General features: G+C 48.9%; 15 protein-coding genes. 7 read left to right on the top strand and 8 right to left on the bottom strand.

The genetic code is table 11. The annotated features are described in order from the left end of the window. Positions 1 to 15: 15 nt before the first annotated feature. The 4 genes from BUQ78_RS00480 to BUQ78_RS00465 all read left to right on the top strand — a co-directional run bounded on the left by BUQ78_RS00480 (position 16) and on the right by BUQ78_RS00465 (position 2,674). A complete protein-coding gene (locus BUQ78_RS00480) occupies positions 16 to 450 on the top strand; it encodes an MOSC domain-containing protein (RefSeq protein WP_074198949.1) in 435 nt (144 codons plus the stop codon). A gap of 148 nt (positions 451 to 598) precedes the next feature. Further along, entirely contained in the window at positions 599 to 1,522 is a 924-nt protein-coding gene (locus tag BUQ78_RS00475) for an acetamidase/formamidase family protein (RefSeq protein ID WP_074198948.1), read from the top strand. 16 nt (positions 1,523 to 1,538) lie between these two features. Continuing rightward, positions 1,539 to 1,823: a hypothetical protein gene (locus BUQ78_RS00470; RefSeq protein ID WP_318259415.1), complete on the top strand. Its 285-nt coding sequence runs from the start codon at positions 1,539 to 1,541 to the stop codon at positions 1,821 to 1,823. A gap of 98 nt (positions 1,824 to 1,921) precedes the next feature. After that, positions 1,922 to 2,674, top strand: coding sequence for a DUF364 domain-containing protein (locus BUQ78_RS00465; RefSeq protein ID WP_074198947.1), 753 nt, complete (start codon positions 1,922 to 1,924; stop codon positions 2,672 to 2,674). 88 nt (positions 2,675 to 2,762) lie between these two features. Here the strand turns inward: BUQ78_RS00465 and selB are convergent, their stop codons facing one another. The 5 genes from selB to BUQ78_RS00440 all read right to left on the bottom strand — a co-directional run bounded on the left by selB (position 2,763) and on the right by BUQ78_RS00440 (position 9,809). Further along, positions 2,763 to 4,685 carry a selenocysteine-specific translation elongation factor gene (gene selB, locus BUQ78_RS00460; protein ID WP_074198946.1) on the bottom strand — a complete coding sequence of 641 codons (1,923 nt, stop codon included), beginning with the start codon at positions 4,683 to 4,685 and terminating at the stop codon, positions 2,763 to 2,765. Beyond that, on the bottom strand, positions 4,685 to 6,079 hold the full coding sequence (gene selA, locus BUQ78_RS00455; RefSeq protein ID WP_074198945.1) for an L-seryl-tRNA(Sec) selenium transferase: 1,395 nt from the start codon (positions 6,077 to 6,079) through the stop codon (positions 4,685 to 4,687). Before selA ends, selB begins: the two co-directional genes overlap by 1 nt. A gap of 78 nt (positions 6,080 to 6,157) precedes the next feature. Next, on the bottom strand, positions 6,158 to 7,396 hold the full coding sequence (locus tag BUQ78_RS00450) for a Zn-dependent hydrolase (protein WP_074198944.1): 1,239 nt from the start codon (positions 7,394 to 7,396) through the stop codon (positions 6,158 to 6,160). Positions 7,397 to 7,419: 23 nt separating this feature from the next. Beyond that, a complete protein-coding gene (locus BUQ78_RS00445) occupies positions 7,420 to 8,586 on the bottom strand; it encodes a M20 family metallopeptidase (protein WP_074198943.1) in 1,167 nt (388 codons plus the stop codon). Positions 8,587 to 8,615: 29 nt separating this feature from the next. Continuing rightward, complete coding sequence (locus tag BUQ78_RS00440) at positions 8,616 to 9,809, bottom strand: membrane protein (protein ID WP_014806868.1); 1,194 nt, start codon at positions 9,807 to 9,809, stop codon at positions 8,616 to 8,618. 204 nt (positions 9,810 to 10,013) lie between these two features. Between BUQ78_RS00440 and BUQ78_RS00435 the strand changes: the two genes are divergently transcribed. Together BUQ78_RS00435 and yedF are read left to right on the top strand one after the other, a co-directional pair. Next, the gene (locus BUQ78_RS00435) at positions 10,014 to 10,589 is read left to right on the top strand and encodes a nicotinamidase (protein ID WP_074198942.1); all 576 of its coding nucleotides are present in this window, start codon (positions 10,014 to 10,016) and stop codon (positions 10,587 to 10,589) included. A gap of 79 nt (positions 10,590 to 10,668) precedes the next feature. After that, a complete protein-coding gene (gene yedF / locus BUQ78_RS00430) occupies positions 10,669 to 11,304 on the top strand; it encodes a sulfurtransferase-like selenium metabolism protein YedF (protein WP_318259413.1) in 636 nt (211 codons plus the stop codon). A 58-nt stretch (positions 11,305 to 11,362) separates the two neighbouring features. On the opposite strand, the gene hemW is transcribed toward yedF, so the two are convergent. Beyond that, a complete protein-coding gene (gene hemW, locus BUQ78_RS00425; RefSeq protein ID WP_318259412.1) occupies positions 11,363 to 12,538 on the bottom strand; it encodes a radical SAM family heme chaperone HemW in 1,176 nt (391 codons plus the stop codon). After that, positions 12,525 to 14,324 carry a translation elongation factor 4 gene (gene lepA / locus BUQ78_RS00420; protein ID WP_014806872.1) on the bottom strand — a complete coding sequence of 600 codons (1,800 nt, stop codon included), beginning with the start codon at positions 14,322 to 14,324 and terminating at the stop codon, positions 12,525 to 12,527. The genes hemW and lepA overlap by 14 nt, the downstream gene beginning before the upstream one ends. 117 nt (positions 14,325 to 14,441) lie before the next feature. Between lepA and BUQ78_RS10025 the strand changes: the two genes are divergently transcribed. After that, positions 14,442 to 15,440: a tRNA(5-methylaminomethyl-2-thiouridylate) methyltransferase with PP-loop ATPase domain gene (locus tag BUQ78_RS10025; RefSeq protein ID WP_014806873.1), complete on the top strand. Its 999-nt coding sequence runs from the start codon at positions 14,442 to 14,444 to the stop codon at positions 15,438 to 15,440. Between the two features lie 36 nt (positions 15,441 to 15,476). Here the strand turns inward: BUQ78_RS10025 and BUQ78_RS00410 are convergent, their stop codons facing one another. Beyond that, the gene (locus tag BUQ78_RS00410; RefSeq protein WP_074198940.1) at positions 15,477 to 16,244 is read right to left on the bottom strand and encodes an HpcH/HpaI aldolase family protein; all 768 of its coding nucleotides are present in this window, start codon (positions 16,242 to 16,244) and stop codon (positions 15,477 to 15,479) included. Positions 16,245 to 16,292 lie beyond the last annotated feature (48 nt).

Below are 16,292 nucleotides of genomic sequence, written 5' to 3'. Positions count from 1 at the left end.
TAGGAGGTTTAAGCAATGGCGCGCGTTCTGGCAGTATGCGTTAGCTCAAACAGACAGGAACCAAAAAAGCCCGTGGCGGAGGCGCGATTCATCGAAGGAAAAGGCATTGATGGGGATTCCCATTTTGGCATTTCGTCACGACAGGTCAGCTTATTGAGATATGAGGATATAAAGCTCGCCGAAAAAGAGGCGGGCTTTTCCTTTCCGCCGGGGTCCTTGGCCGAAAACCTGGTGGTGGAGGGATTGCCTGATCAGATCCCCCTAGAAAGCCGCCTTAAAATTGGCCGTGACGTGGTCTTGCTTGTAATAGAAAAGGGCAAAAAACCGGATGAACCTCACACATACGATTACCGCGGATGGTGTCTGCTGCCCAAGGTGGGCTATTTCCTTGAGGTAGTCAACGGTGGCATTGTTAAGCCAGGAGACGAGGTTGTACTCGAAGGAGATTAAAATCCAGAAAGGAATCCACACCATTTGGATTTACGACATGCATAACATCTTAAGTTGTTAGCTCAATTCACTAACTTGACTGAAACTTAATCGAGCCTTACATTTTAGTTTACATATTGTGTTGATGAACTAAAAAGGGGTGATCGTTGTGATAGGCTGTGAAAGGCCAAAGATCGTGGTGCGTAATGATTTTACCTTCTTCTCCTTCGACCCGAAGCTTCCTCCTGCTGCTGAGGTTGAACAGGGCTTATTGGTTGAGATAGAAACTAAGGACTGCTTTTCCAATCAAATTACCGAAGAAGAGCAACTGGTGACGGAGATCGACTTTTCGCGCATAAACCCGGCCACAGGGCCCATCTTCGTAAAGGGAGCTAAGAAAGGTGACGCTTTAGCGGTCAAGATTCACAGGATAGACCTGAAAGAGCAAGGTGCCATAGTTACCATTCCCAAAGAAGGCATCCTTGGTGATAAGGTAAGGCAGGCCAAGACCGTAATATGCAATGTAGATCAGGATAAGGTCAAGTTCTTAAATCTTGGTTTACCCGTAAGAAAGATGATAGGCGTGATCGGAGTTGCCACGCCTGAAAATACGCCTACGGGCACACCGGGAAGGCATGGAGGAAATATGGATACCACCGTGATAACCGAGGGCGCAACCGTTTACTTTCCGGTTAGTTATGACGGCGCCTTATTTGGACTAGGCGATCTTCACGCTGTGATGGGAGACGGCGAGATCTGCGTGGCTGCTTGCGAAATAGCCGGAAGCGTTACCGTCGAATTTAAATCGATAAGCGCAATGTCACCGTCGTGGCCCTGTGTAGAGACAAAAGACTGGCTGTATATAATCGTTTCCGATGAAGATATCAATAAAGCTTTTTATGTAGCTACGGACTTGGCGGTAAAATCTCTCGAGCATGCCCTTCAAATAGACTGGCATGATGCGTATATGTTGGCAAGCTTGGCGATGGACTTAGAAATTTGTCAATTGGTCGATCCGCGTAAGACGGTAAGGGCTAAACTTCCTAAAAGCCTAATTTCAGCAGAAAAGCTTTTGGAAGCAATATCCGAGTAATTGGAAGTGATATGTCATGGCTGAAAATCATAGCGAGAATCAGACGGACAAACAAGGGTTAAAACGAGTCTTAAAGATGGGCGACCTCATCGCCTTTGCCATAATAACGATGGTCCCCATAGCCCCCATGGGCATATATGGAGTCGTTGCCGTATTGAGCAAAGGTCACGTTCCTCTTGCGTATGTGATAGCAGCCTGCGCCATGGTGTTTACTGCGTGGGGATATGGACAATTTGGCCGTGATTACCAGGGGTTTCAAGGTAAAGACCATACTTCCCGTGGATTGAGGATCGCTTTTTGAAAACGGGCTTGATGTATTTTTCATGCAACTATGTTACGCTATGATCATGATCAATAAACAAGCCCGTTTTTCTTCATTTTTACGGAGGAAGATAAAAGGTGATCGTTGAAAGATTAATTACTTCTCTTGAATCGGAGCTTTCGCGATTGACTGTCAAGAAAGTGGTGGTAGGCTTGCGCTATACCTGTGTGGTGCTTTCAGACGACAGTTGCGGCTTGGCTGCGACCTTAGACGAAGGCAGATGCTGCAGTAAGTTTAATTGGTCGGGGCCTCTGGCTGGACGGCTTGCTTTAGACCTGGCACGCGGTTTGATGACGGCCGATTCTATAGCCTCTTCCATAGGCCTTGCGACAGTAAATGCGGTGCTGTCTCAAAATGCACCCATGCAGGATGTAGAGCCTATAGAGTTTCTTGGGATAAGCGAAGACGATGTAGTCGGTATGGTCGGAAACATTGCCCCTTTAGCCCGTCATGTCGCCGGGCGGGCAAAGGAACTTCTCATCTTTGAAAGAAACCCCTTGCAACATTCGAAGGGAATCCTTCCTGATTGGGCGGCAGAATGGGAGCTGCCACGCTGCGATGTTGTCTTTATAACTGGCACTGCCTTCATCAACAAGACCATAGACCATCTGCTTGACCTCTGCTCAGGCCGCGTAGCGATCATCGGGCCTTCTACTCCACTTTGGCCTGAATTGCTAAACGGCCTTGGCTCCAAGCGCGTTGTGGGGTTGTTTGGCTTAAGGGTATGTGATCCGGAGCTTGTGTATCAAATTGTAAGCGAAGGCGGTAGCACGGGGTCGTTTTTGAAAAAAGGAACAGCCAAAGCGGTATTGATATCGTTACGATCGTGATGTGAGCAAGTTGCTTATTCTTCATGATGCTGCTGTAGGATGCATGGTTGCTGGTTTTAACATTATCCAAGGTTTATCCTTAAAAAGCTCATTTCTTTTTTAGCAGTATTCTTTTATCCCCTACCCTCCTCGTGATGCCTCGGGCATCGAAGTCCTCAAGAAGGGGCAATATGTATTTTCTGCTGGCGTTAGCGGCATCCCGCAGCGACGCTATGGTTATTTCGGGAAGTGAGCGTAATATTTCTAGCGCCTTTTCCTCTATGTTTCGCGAGAGCAAAAATTCGCCACCTATCAGCCTTAACTCGCCGTTTTGTCTGGCGATGTTTATGATGCGATCTAGCTTGACCTTGTCCAACTTGAGTTCGCTCATGGCTTCTTCGATAGTCGGAAACTGAAATCCCCTTTTGTTGCAGTAATCTAGCAGGATTTCCTTGTCCCTCAACGTGTCTTCGCTGACCTTAGGAGAAGCTCCGGGAAGCCTTACCATTTCGCCGTCAATTTCGATCAGGCCCCGGCTTGCCAGCAGTCTCATCAACTCCTGTGACTGTTTTTTTGTCAAAGAAAGTCCTAGGGCCGATATCAAATCCAAGGCCTTCATGCCCGACATGTGTGGGTTTTCGTCATGATACTTTGTTAAAATGTTGTACAGGTCCTCCTTAAGCGTATCAAAATAAGCAGATGACATGACCAGGGGTTGATCTCCCGATTCGACCAACAAGACTTCAGATCTTTCAGCCATGAGACGCAACGAGCTCTCCAGCTGGCCAGAGGTCTGCTGGATAAGCGTGAGAGCATCCTCAAGCGAGAGCAAACCAAAGCGATCTATGATTGCCTTGATCCTTTCATCAAAGCTTTGGGCTTGAGTTAATTTATTCAAAAAAACCGTGAGCTCGTTTCTTGCCTTTTTGCCCTTGGGCTTTTTATCGTAGGGGAAAAGCACTTCGCCGCCGCCTATGGTACGCAGGGGAGTGTAAGCCCTTATTACAAAGCGTTGCCCTATTAAAGCTACAACTGGCTCATGTAATACCACCTGCGCCAAGGCTTCATTTCCGGGCGTTATCCTTGCGTCGTTTAATAGTGCCACCCTTGCCATGGATTCACTGGTGCCCATGTGGAAGTGGACCTCTTGCCAATGTCTCAATGGTTCCTGTGCGGACGAAAGAAGCATAAGCCTTACGTCAAGACATTGCGTGCTCTTAAATAAGCCCCTTGAACACGCCACATCGCCCCGCTTTAACTCGGCTGACTTGACGTCAGGAAGGTTCAGTGCTGATCGTTGTCCTGCCAGGGCTTGCTTTACGGATTTGCCGTGCACCTGAATGGACCGCACCTTGGAGCTTTTATCCAAAGGCAGGACATCTACGGCATCGCCCACCGATACTTTTCCTTTGTAAACCGTACCCGTAACGACCGTGCCGAAGCCCGCTATGGGAAAACTTCTGTCAATCGGCATGAAGAATGGCCCCTTTATATCCCGGGGGCTAATATTCTCCAAGATGGCATCAATTTGTTTGAGAAGGATATCTAAGTTGAGGCCCGTCACGGCAGATACGGCAATTATTGGCTTGCCCTCAAGGAAAGTTCCTCTTACCAGATCTTTAACGTCTTCCCTTGCAAGCTCAAGCATCTCCTCATCGACCATGTCCGCCTTGGTCAGCACGACGAGGCCTTCTTTTATGCCAAGAAGCGACAGGATCTCAAGGTGTTCCCTTGACTGGGGCATTACGCCTTCGTCAGCAGCCACGACAAAGATGACGGCATCTATGCCGGCAGCTCCTGCGACCATCTGCCTAATAAAACGTTCGTGTCCTGGCACATCTATGATGCTAATGATGCGGCCGCTGGGAAGTGAAAGAGGTGCGAAGCCAAGCTCTATTGTAATGCCCCGCTTTTTTTCCTCAACGAGCCTGTCGCAATCCACACCTGAAAGGGCCTTTACCAAGGTCGTCTTGCCGTGGTCTATGTGCCCAGCCGTTCCAAATACTACAGTGGTTTCTACAGGTTCTGCCATCAGACCATCCTTCCCATTTGGGAAATTAAGATTTGGCAGTCCTCTGCGGACATGGTCCTTACGTGAAAGATCAGTTTGTCCTGATCTACGTTTGCGACCACGGGAGTTTCAAGATCCCTAAGTTGCGAAACCAGCGTCGACGCGCTCATGTCCCTTGGGGGTCTTATGGCCACGCCGAAGCCGTCAAGCTCGTCGTCAGGGAACGCTCCCCCGCCGACGACGTCTTTTACCTTTACCGTTTCGACCAGCCAACCCTCCTTTTCGCTTAAAAGCTCTTTTAACGAGTTTGCAAGGCCCGTTGCCTTTCTTTGCAAATCCTCGATGTCCGTCATTATCATGCGAATCGTAGGTATCTTGGCGATATCTTCCCTTAAGTATAGCCTTAAGGTAGATTCAAATGCAGCCAAGGTCATCTTGTCCACCCTCACGGCGCGCAGCAGAGGGTGTCTTTTTAGCTTAGATACGATATCTTTTTTCCCGACGATGCCGCCGATCTGGGGACCTCCAAGCAACTTATCGCCCGAAAAGGTCACGACATCTACCCCATCCTCGATGCACTGGCCTATGGTAGGTTCGCCCCTTAAGCCATAGGAGGATAAATCTACCAAAAAACCGCTGCCCAAGTCCTCCATTACAAGCAACCCCCTGGAGTGAGCCAGGTTTGCCAGGTCCTTTCTCTCGACCTGCGAGTGGAAGCCTACGATCCTGTAATTGGAAGGGTGTACCTTGAGAATTATCTTGGTGTTTTCGGTTATGGCCCTTTCATAATCGTAGAGGTGTGTTCTGTTGGTGGTGCCCACCTCTACCATCTTGGCACCGGAAAAGGCCATTATATCAGGTATTCTGAAGGATTCTCCAATCTCGATGAGCTCTCCCCTGGATATGATGGCCTCACCATTGACAGCAAGTGCAGCCAAACATAGAAGGACGGCACTTGCGTTGTTATTTACGACCAATGCTGCCTCTGCGCCCGTCAGTTGACACAGCAACCATTCGACGTGATCGTACCTGTGGCCCCTTCTGCCGGCTTCAAGGTCGTATTCGAGGTTACTGTAATATCTTGAGGCTTCGCTTACAGCTTCTATCGCCTCTTCTGCCAGACATGACCTTCCAAGATTGGTATGAACTATCACTCCTGTGGCGTTAATCACGCGCCTCAAGCTTTGCTTGGACTTTTCCTCAAGCACGTCTTTAATTTCGTTCATTAAAACCTCGACGTCGAGTTCTTTCCTGTTTCCGCTTAATATGTCCTCTCTACAGCTTGTAAGGATTTCCTCGATGAGCGATTTTACGGCCTTGCGTCCTAGGGCCGCATAATAGCTTTGCACCCATTCCAAGGACAATATTCTATCCATGGAGGGTATATTCCGCAGTAGTTTACTTGCTTCGCTCACTTAGTCATCACTGCCCCTTAGTCGAGCTGATTTGTATTGCCCTTTTTACGTTGATGCCTGTTCGTTTAAATTATTATATTACTGTGCCAATTTTACCAGGGAGTTAACCAGGACGTCACAGCCTGTCTTTAAGTCCTCAAAGGTCGTATTTTCATCTGGAGCATGGCTTATGCCTTCAATGCTCGGGACAAATATCATTCCCACGTCGGTGACCTCGGTAAGTATGGCTGAATCGTGGCCGGCCCCGCTGTGCATCTTAAGGTACTTTACGCCAACCTCTTCGGCGGTCCTTTGAATTACAGAGATGACCTCCTCCGATAACTTGACCGGCTTTGAGTCGCCGACCAGGCTTATTGAATATTGTAACCCATATTCGCTTGATATTCTTTTTACTTCTTCTCTGATAAGCTGCTCGACCTTTGAAATGCCTTCATCTCTGATGTCGCGGATGTCAACGGAAAAGACCACCTTTCCGGGGATTACGTTAGTGACGTTGGGGAAGCAATGTATTTTCCCGACGGTCGCTACTGTGGTGTCGAAGGCTTCATGCCTGGCGCAATGTTCGACGAAAGATATCAGCTTACTCGCTGCTGCCAAAGCGTCATGCCGCAGGTTCATCGGGGTGGTTCCTGCGTGGTTTGCCATCCCCGTAAGCGTTACGGAAAGCTGCCTTATTCCGACTATGGCCTCAACCACTCCCAGGGGGATTGATTTAGTATACAAGACATTTCCCTGCTCGATATGAAGCTCGATCAATGCCTTCACGTCGCCTTTTTTGATCACGTAATTTTCAAGATCGTCCGGATTTAGGCCGAACCTTTTAGCAGCTTCGTAAAAGGATACGCCTTCGTCGTTAACGATCTTCATCAGGTCCTTTACTGTATATTGCCCGACCAATGCCTTGCTTCCCACCAGGCCCCCGCCGAAGGAAGCCCCTTCCTCCTCCACAAAGGCGATGAGCTCAAGGGGATGTCTCAAGGAAACTTCTTGTTCTTTTATCACCGTGAGAGCTTCCAGTGCAGCTACGACTCCTGCTGCTCCGTCAAACTTGCCACCGTGAAGAACCGTGTCAATGTGGGATCCACACATGACGGCAGGAGCGCTTAAGCTCGAACCCTTAAGCCTTGCCCTGAAGTTTCCCACAGGATCTATGACGACATCCATGCCAAGCGATGTGCAAGCCTCAGTCAAAAAATCTAGAGCTCTTCTATGTTCGTGCGAGAAGGACAAGCGCGTACATCCATGATCCGGTGTAGAATTGAACGTGCTTAAAGTCTCTAAGTTATGCCTGATTCTTTCGAGATTTGTCTCTAACACTTAACTCGCCATCCTTTTTAATTTTAATTATTGCATAGAAACTCAAGGGCATATTGGGCATAAAGGGCAACGCCTATCTCGAGCGCGTCTTCGTCCATGTTGAAGTTCGGATGATGGTGTGGATAGATAGTTTGTTTTTGTTCATTTCCAATGCCCACCAGTGCCAATGCTCCGGGGGCCTTCTTTAGGTATTCGGCGAAGTCCTCTCCGCCCATGACCTTTTCGTACTCCATCAGGCCTCCCTCGCCCAGTATCTTTTTGACGGCAGTTGCAGCTATCCTGGAACACTCCGGATCATTTATGACGGGTGAGGTAGCAAAGGTGTAATTTACCTTTGCCTCTGCCCTAAAGCCTGCTGCCACGTGTTTGGCGATCCTTTCTATTGCTGCAGGCAAGACGTCTTTTATCTTGGGATTAAAATACCTGTTAGTTCCTTCCAGTTTGGCTTCAGATGCAAGAACGTTAAACCTTGTGCCTGCTACGAGCTTGCCTACCGTTACGACGACAGGCTCAAGTGGCGACAGCTCGCGACTTACCACGGTCTGTAGCGCCATTACCATGTTCGATGCGACTACTACGGCGTCGACTCCTTCATGGGGCGCAGAGCCGTGCCCTCCTTTGCCCTGCACGGTTATGTCAAACACATCTACCGCTGCCATTCTGGGGCCAGCTTCGACTGAGACCTTGCCAATGGGCAGCCCGCTCCAAAGATGTATGCCAAAGATGCTGTCAACGCCTTCCATGGCACCATCTTCGATCATCTTCACGGCGCCATTAGCGGTTTCCTCGGCGGGTTGAAAGATCAGCCTGACATTTCCCTTGAGCTCTTCCCTCATCGCCGACAATACCTTGGCAGCACCCAGTAGCATGGCTGTGTGTCCGTCGTGGCCGCAGGCATGCATCAGGCCTTCGTTCTTAGATCTGTATGGCACGTCGTTTTTCTCCTGCACTTCGAGGGCGTCCATATCTGCCCTTAAAGCTACGGTCTTTCCCGGCTTACGTCCGCTGATCGTAGCAATTACGCCCGTTCTGCCGGCAGCAATGTAGGGAATGCCAAGCTTGTCCAGCTCTTCTTTAACCCTTTTGGATGTCCGAAACTCCTCGCCCGATCTTTCGGGATACATGTGAAATTCTCGCCTAAGCTCGATAACGTAATCCTTTACCTCTTTCGCCAGCATTTTGACGTCCATTTTAGAGAATGCACCTCCAGTTTGATTTGTTATAGCAACTTAATAAACAACCCTGCTAAAACGACAGAAGCAATGGTGACCGTAGTAAATCCGCCGACCAACATCTTGGGCAACATGGTATCCATGAGAAATTTAAATTCCTCCGGCGTCTCGGCTAAGGCTTTGGATGCCTCCTCGGTCAACACATAATTTGGCGGGAAGCCGTAAAGGGCCGTTAATGCACAGGCAAAGGCCATGTCCGTGGAATACCCAAGAATTTTGCCCAAAGCCATCGACAGTATCGCCATCCCGACGACGCCGATGATTATTATCCCGAAAAGCGGGCCAATGAGCCTCATGATCATGTCTGGTGTGGCCTTGGCCAATCCTGCGAATATAAAGGCCATTAGGGTGGTCATCATAAAACCAAAGGAATTGGACAGATCAAGAGGCCTGCGCTCAAGAAAGCCAATTTCTGCCGCTATGACGCCAAATACCAAACATATGACGAATCGGGATATAGCTTCGTTGATAGCAGTTGCAGTCATGGCAGACGCCCAGGCAACAATGCCAAGTTTTAGAAGGTACATGTAGGTCGTCCTGTATTTAGGTGGAACTTGTGCAAATATTTGCAGCTTAGAGCTGTAAGCAGGGGCTGTTTTATCGGGGACAGTAACCTCTTGAGCCTGAATCTCTCCCTTCCTAAAGGCAGAAAGTAGCCTCTTTCCTTCACGTTTGAGGGCTATGGCCGTAAGGGGGTAGCCAAAAAAGCCCTGCGATACGTACATCACTATGGCCAATACGGAAAGCTCAACAAGGCCCTTCTGGGCTGCGGCATCCTGCATCATCAAAGCTGCGACAATTCCTCCTGTCAAAGGTGGAGTGGCGATGACGACCGCTTCCCATCCGAAGAGATATTTACCTAATGTCATGGTCCCCAAGACAATTCCCACTATTCCCGCCAAAGATATGACTACGGTCTTCCATTGTGCGGCTAATTCTTTTATATTTAGCATCGTACCCATGTGGACCAAAAGCAGGTACATGGATAACGTCGCCAACGGTTGACCCAGACATGCCAAATCTATCAGGTTCTTTGGTAAAATTGTCCAAAAACCCAGCAGAAATAAGACTGCAGACACGAATACTGATGGCACAAAGGCTTTCGTCTTGACAGATACTACATCGCCGATGTAAAGGATGAGCAAAACAATAGAAAAAGCGGTGATTAGATCAAAATTCATACATACATCCTCCTTTTATTTTGTTTGTTTTTTTCAAATTTTCTATCTTTTTGTTTGAACACTTCTAGAGCGTTTATAATTATATAGCCTTAATTTGACAATATTAAAAGTAATAAACGATTATAAATAAGATGATTGTATTATATTTCAAAGTTATATTAAATTACCCCTTGGCAAATTGAATTTAACAGGAGGATATTTGAGATGCCGATATGCAAGACTGATGCCCTGATAGTCGTGGATGTTCAGGTGGACTTCTGTCCCGGAGGAAATCTGGCTGTTCCTGGAGGTGATGAGATAGTTACAATCGTAAACAGGCTTGTCGAACTGTTTGAAAAAGGGGGCGGATTGGTCATCTTCTCGCGAGACTGGCACCCGCAACGTCACAAGAGCTTCAGGGATGAAGGCGGCACTTGGCCTCCCCACTGCGTTCAAAATACGAAGGGTGCCGAATTTCACCCCGACCTTCTCATACCCGATTCTGCCATTGTCGTAAGCAAGGCCACCGATGTTGCGCGCGAGGCATACTCCGCCTTCGACGGCACCGGTTTATCCGAAACTTTAAAGGCAGCCGGCACGGAAAGGATATTCGTATGCGGTCTGGCAACCGATTTTTGCGTAAAATCTACCGCCATGGATGCCAGAAAATTGGGCTACGATACATATGTCGTCCTGGACGCCTCTAGAGGCATAAGCGAAGAAAGCGTTAGGGCAAGCCTTGAAGAGATGAAAGAGACAGGAATAAAGATCGTCAAAAGCTTTGAAATCGAATCGCTATAAGGTCTTTGCTTCTTCGATTTAGGGTTATATTTAAAGATCAAGGGCAGTTTTGCTCTTACTTCAGATTAAAAAGGAGCGCATGAGCGATATGAAAGTAGTTGACGCAAGAGGAATGACCTGCCCAAAGCCTGTCATACTCACCAAACAGGCGATAGACTCGGGGGAAACCGAGATCGAGGTCTTGGTAGATAACGACGTTTCATTTCAAAACGTCAAGCGTTTCCTGAATTCGCGCGGATATCGAGTCGTGGAAGAGGGGAAACGGGAAGACGGGATTTTTGTCATTCGTGGAAAATTGGAGGTTTCGCCCGAAGGCCATCGGGAATCGCCTAAAGAGACTCTTTCGTCAGGTACGCCTTTGGCAACTGAAAAAGGAAAGACCGTAGGGATCTTGCTTCTCTCAAATACGCTTGGGAGGGCAAGCGACGGATTGGGCGAAGTGTTGATGAAAAGCTTCCTTGGCGTTCTGGTCGAACAAGACGAACCACCTGTGGTTTTGGCGCTAATGAACGAGGGCGTACTTTTGGCCCTGCCGGATTCAAGTGCCTGCGATATACTAAAGGACCTCGAGAAAAGAGGAACCGCCATCCTTGTCTGCGGCACGTGTACGAATCATTTTGGAATAACCGACAAAGTTGCCGTAGGCACGATCTCCAACATGTTTCAGATAACAGAGGCGATGATGGAAGTAGACAAAGCCTTAATTTATGGTTAAAACTAACAAAAGCAGGCGTCCATGCCATGGCACATACGCCTGCTTTTGTTCATCATGATCACAGAAATTCCTCCCAAAGCGAATTTGCCACCCGAAAGCCCTTTGGCGAAAGGGCGTATCTCCCATGACAGGTGATTTTGCAGTCCTCGGGCAATCCCCTCCACGTGTCGCAAAAGTCCCTGTAGGCCTTCCATCCCCATCTCCTCCTAAAGAAACGTCCTGATACCCCCCACATCGTCCTCAGGGCAAGTACGGCAGATTCCCTGGCTGCCTGCTCGGTCGGCAAAAGCTCCTCATCGGCTATGGCAAGCTTTCCCTCTGAAATTTTTTTTGCATAGATCTTGATGTCTTTGACGTTTCCGTACCTGTAGCCGTCGAGATAACCCCAGGCGCTTGCGCCTATGCCTAGAAAATTTTCACCCTGCCAGTAAGCTATGTTATGTCTACACCAATGTCCTGGCAGAGAAAAGCTTGCTATTTCGTAGTGGGTAAATCCCTTTTTAGGCAGGTACCATTGGGCAAAGCGGTATAAGGGGTAACCTGCAGTCAAGCCCTTTGGCGGATTTTCGCCCCAGGGGGTGTTTTCTTCCAGGGTCAGTTCATAAATCGACAGGTGTCTGATCCCAAACCTTAGGCAATCCTTGATGGCCCTGTGCCAGCTTTGTATCGTCTGCCCCGGTAAGCCGAAAAGCAGATCCACGCTTACGTCTAGGCCGCTTGCCACCAAGGCAGCTAACGAGTCAGCGACGTCGTAGGCATTGTGAGGCCGGCGAAGCCAGTTAAGCTCGCCTTCATCCAGGCTTTGAGCACCCAAACTGACGCGCGTGATTTTCCAGGAACGCCACAGCTTAATGTGATCTGCACGTAAGCTGCCTGGATTTGCCTCCACGCTTGCCTCTAAAAATGGCAAGAAATCCACATATCGTTCAAGGATAAGGATCAGCTTTTCCCACTGCTTTGCGCTTAAAACGGTGGGCGTTCCTCCTCCGATGTAAAGCGTTTGAGCGTGCAACTTGTCCCCTGACAGGGACGTCCATAGCTGAAGCTCTTGCCCCAAGGCATCCAAGTACTTATCCATGTCCTCTGGGCTTGCCGTGATGCTGTAAAAGGCGCAGTAGGGACATTTCCTGACGCAAAAGGGGATGTGGACGTAAAGCGAAAGGGGGCATGACAACGCCCAGCCGAGCCGCGCGGTTGCACCGTTTGTCATGCCCGATAATTTATTCTTCCTCATCAGCCTGCAGGAAGGCAAGAAAGGCTTCCTGTGGAATTTGAACCTTTCCTATCATCTTCATCTTTTCTTTGCCCTCTTTTTGTTTTTCAAGCAACTTGCGCTTTCGCGTCACATCGCCGCCGTAACATTTCGCGAGCACGTTTTTGCGCAAGGGTTTCACGTTCTCCCTGGCTATCACGCGGCTTCCAATGGATGCCTGTATAGCCACCTCGAACAACTGCCTGGGTATGAGCTCCTTTAGCTTTTTTATTACGCTCAGCGCTCGCTTGTAGGCGTTGTCTCTATGGCATATGAACGAGAAGGCGTCTACGGGCTCTCCATGGATGAGTATATCCACCTTCACGAGGTCCGATTTTTTATAACCTATGTGTTCGTAGTCTATGGATGCGTAACCCCTGGTTATGGACTTTAGGCGATCGTGAAAGTCTATTATGAATTCCGCCAATGGAAGGTTGTAGATAAGCCTTACTCTCTCGGGAGTTATGTAATCGAGCGAGACGAACTCTCCGCGCCTGTCCTGACATAACTTCATGGCCTTGCCGACGTAATCCGATGGCAAAAAAATCGTGAGCTTTATGTATGGCTCTCTGATCTCCTCGATCTTCGTGGGTTCGGGAAAGTCAGACGGCCGGTGTGCCTCGATGATGTTTCCGTCTGTAAGCACCACTTCATATGCCACGTTCGGCGCTGTGGCCACAAGATCTATGTCAAACTCCCTCTTGAGGCGTTCCACCGTTATGTCCATGTGAAGCAATCCCAAAAATCCGCATCGAAAGCCGAACCCAAGAGCTTCAGAAGTCTCGGGCTCAAACGTTAAGGCTGAGTCGTTCAACTGAAGCTTCTCGATGGCCTCCCGCAAACGCGGAAAGTCGTCCCTGTCGACCGGGAAAAGTCCGCAGAACACTACCGGCTTTACGTGCTTGTAGCCGGGCAAAGGTCTATCCGTCGGCTTGTTGGCATCCGTAATGGTATCTCCCACTCTGGCCTCAAAGAGAGTCTTGACGTTTGCAATTACGTAGCCAACCTCTCCTGCTCGAATTTCCTCAGAAGGAGACATGAAGGGGATAAAAAATCCCACCTCCTCTACCTCGTACACTTTCCTGGTTGCCATGAAAAGTATGTTTTGCCCTTTTTTAACGGAACCGTTAACCAGTCTCACGTAAGAGATGACGCCTCTGTAGTTGTCATAAACCGAATCGAAGATAAGCGCCTGTAGAGGGGCGTTGACATCGCCCTTGGGAGGCGGAATCCTTTTGACTATGGCCTCCAAGACCTCCGGTATGCCTATGCCCTCCTTGGCACTTACTAGTAGAGCTTGAGAGGCATCCAAGCCTATTATTTCCTCTATTTGACGTAAAACTTCATCAGGCTGCGCGCTAGGTAAGTCTATTTTATTGATCACGGGAATTATCTCCAGCCCCTGATCTACCGCCAAATAGGCATTGGCCAAGGTTTGGGCCTCCACTCCCTGCGTGGCGTCCACCACGAGCAGTGCCCCCTCGCAGGCTGCAAGGGACCTTGACACTTCATAGCTGAAATCTACGTGACCGGGAGTATCTATCAGGTTTAAGATGTATTCCTGTCCGTCATTTGCCTTATACTTCATCCTGACGGGAACCAACTTGATCGTTATGCCTCGTTCCCGCTCTATGTCCATAGTGTCCAGAAACTGTTCTCTCATTCTTCTTGACTCTATCGTATTGGTGTATTCAAGCAGTCGGTCCGCCAGCGTCGATTTCCCATGGTCGACGTGAGCGATTATGCAAAAGTTCCTGATATTGTCCATCTACTAACCACCTCATAGGTTTCGAGCGTATTTGACGCATCGAGAAACTTCGGATAGTCTATCAAAGCTGATATGTATTTATCAATAAATAATTATACGTTTTGGGAGGAAGGAAAGATGGCAAAAAGATCGCCCAAAGCACTTCTTCTTTTTTCTGGAGGACTCGATTCGCTGCTTGCAGGCGAGGTCTTACGCCGAAACGGCGTCCAAGTCACATGTTTGACGTTTACCGCACCCTTCCTTACCTCCGAAAAGGCAGTTTCTGCAGCTCGCCTGTACGACTATCCGCTAATTATAGCACCGCTTCCCGAAAGAGTATACATTAATCTCCTGACTGGCCCGCCTCACGGTTTTGGCAAATACATGAACCCCTGCATAGACTGTCATGCCTTGATGCTAAAGACGGCAGGGAATATGATGAAACAAAGAGGATACGACTTCTTGGCTACGGGCGAAGTGGCAGGAGAAAGGCCAAAATCTCAGACCATTGCCGCTTTAAGACGGGTTGACGAAGCGTCCGGCTTTGGAGATTACATCTTAAGGCCTTTATCGGCAAAGTTGTTGCCACCAACGGCTCCTGAAAGGGAAGGATTGATTGACAGGAACCGCCTGCTTGCCATCTCCGGACGCGGCAGAAAGGTACAGATAGCCTTAGCGCAAGAATGGCATATCAAGAAGTATCCCTCGCCTGCGGGAGGATGTCCGCTTACGGAAAAACTGTTTTCGCTAAAGCTAAGACGTTTCATGAAGGCCTTTGAGGGGCAAATTTCCTTCTTTCACATTGCCCTCCTTCGTGTGGGCAGGCATTTCTTACTGCCGCCCAAAGCCCACCTGGTCATAGGAAGGGATATGAAGGAGAACAAAAGACTGCTTCAACTGCGCCTTCCATGGATGTGGCTTGTAAACCCAATTAACGTGAAAGGCCCGGTAGCATTGCTTTATTCCCGAGACGGTTTGCTCACTCAGGAAAACTTTGAAGTATCTGCCAGGTTTGTTGCGCGCTACAGCGATCATGAAGGTGATCCTGTGCGAATTTTGATGACGTCCGAGGAGGATCGCTTAAACATAGTCACAAAGCCGGCCCATCCTGCAGAACTGGAGAAATTTAGGATATGACAATTTGCGGGATAGGGCTGTGGTTATGTACATATCTTATTTCTTCGCCTCGTCCTTTGCTGCTTTAACGAGGCTCGTTACGGCATTTAGGTAAATGGCAGCTTCAATGCCAAGGCCAACGGCGTTAAAGCCTTCCTTGATGTATCTGGCAGCTCCATCGGCCGATGTCGCAAAGGTTCCTGCAGCCTTGCCGAACTTTTTGCATACGTCAAGCACTCTTGCGGCTGCGTCCCTTACTTTCGGGTCGTCAACTTTGCCAGGTATACCCAAGGAGGCGGACATATCGAAGGGACCGAAAAATATCATATCCACTCCCGGCATGCTTGCTATCTCTTCTAGATTAGCTAGCCCTTTGGTGTTTTCGCATTGCAGTGCAACAAATGTATCCTCGTTGGCTTTATTAAGATAGGACGAAATCTCCAAGCTCCCGTATCTTGACGACCTTACCAGGGCCACTCCTCTATGGCCTATCGGAGCGTACTTAGATGCCTTGACTGCATTAGCCGCATCCGAAGCCGTTTCAATCATAGGAACCAGCACTCCGTCAGCGCCGGTATCCAGCGCCCAAAGTATTTCCTTCTCGCAATTTTCCGGTACCCTCACCAGAGTTCCCATTCCGTGCAATTGGGCTACCCTGACCATGTCCTGCAATTTTTCCACTGAATGAGGGCCGTGCTCCCTGTCCAAAACCACGAAATCAAATCCGCCAAGCGCCAGTATCTCGATGGAGTCCGTCGAGGGCACAACCGCAAACGTCCCAATCAATGCCTCTCCGTTGCGCAGGCGCTCTTTTATGTTAGCCATGATTGTAATTCCCCCTTTTCATTTGTCAGTATATTACCCTTGAGCGAT

The sequence above is a fragment of the Acetomicrobium flavidum genome, assembly GCF_900129645.1.
GTDB classification, from domain to species: domain Bacteria; phylum Synergistota; class Synergistia; order Synergistales; family Acetomicrobiaceae; genus Acetomicrobium; species Acetomicrobium flavidum.
This window is presented reverse-complemented; position numbering and strand designations above follow the sequence as displayed.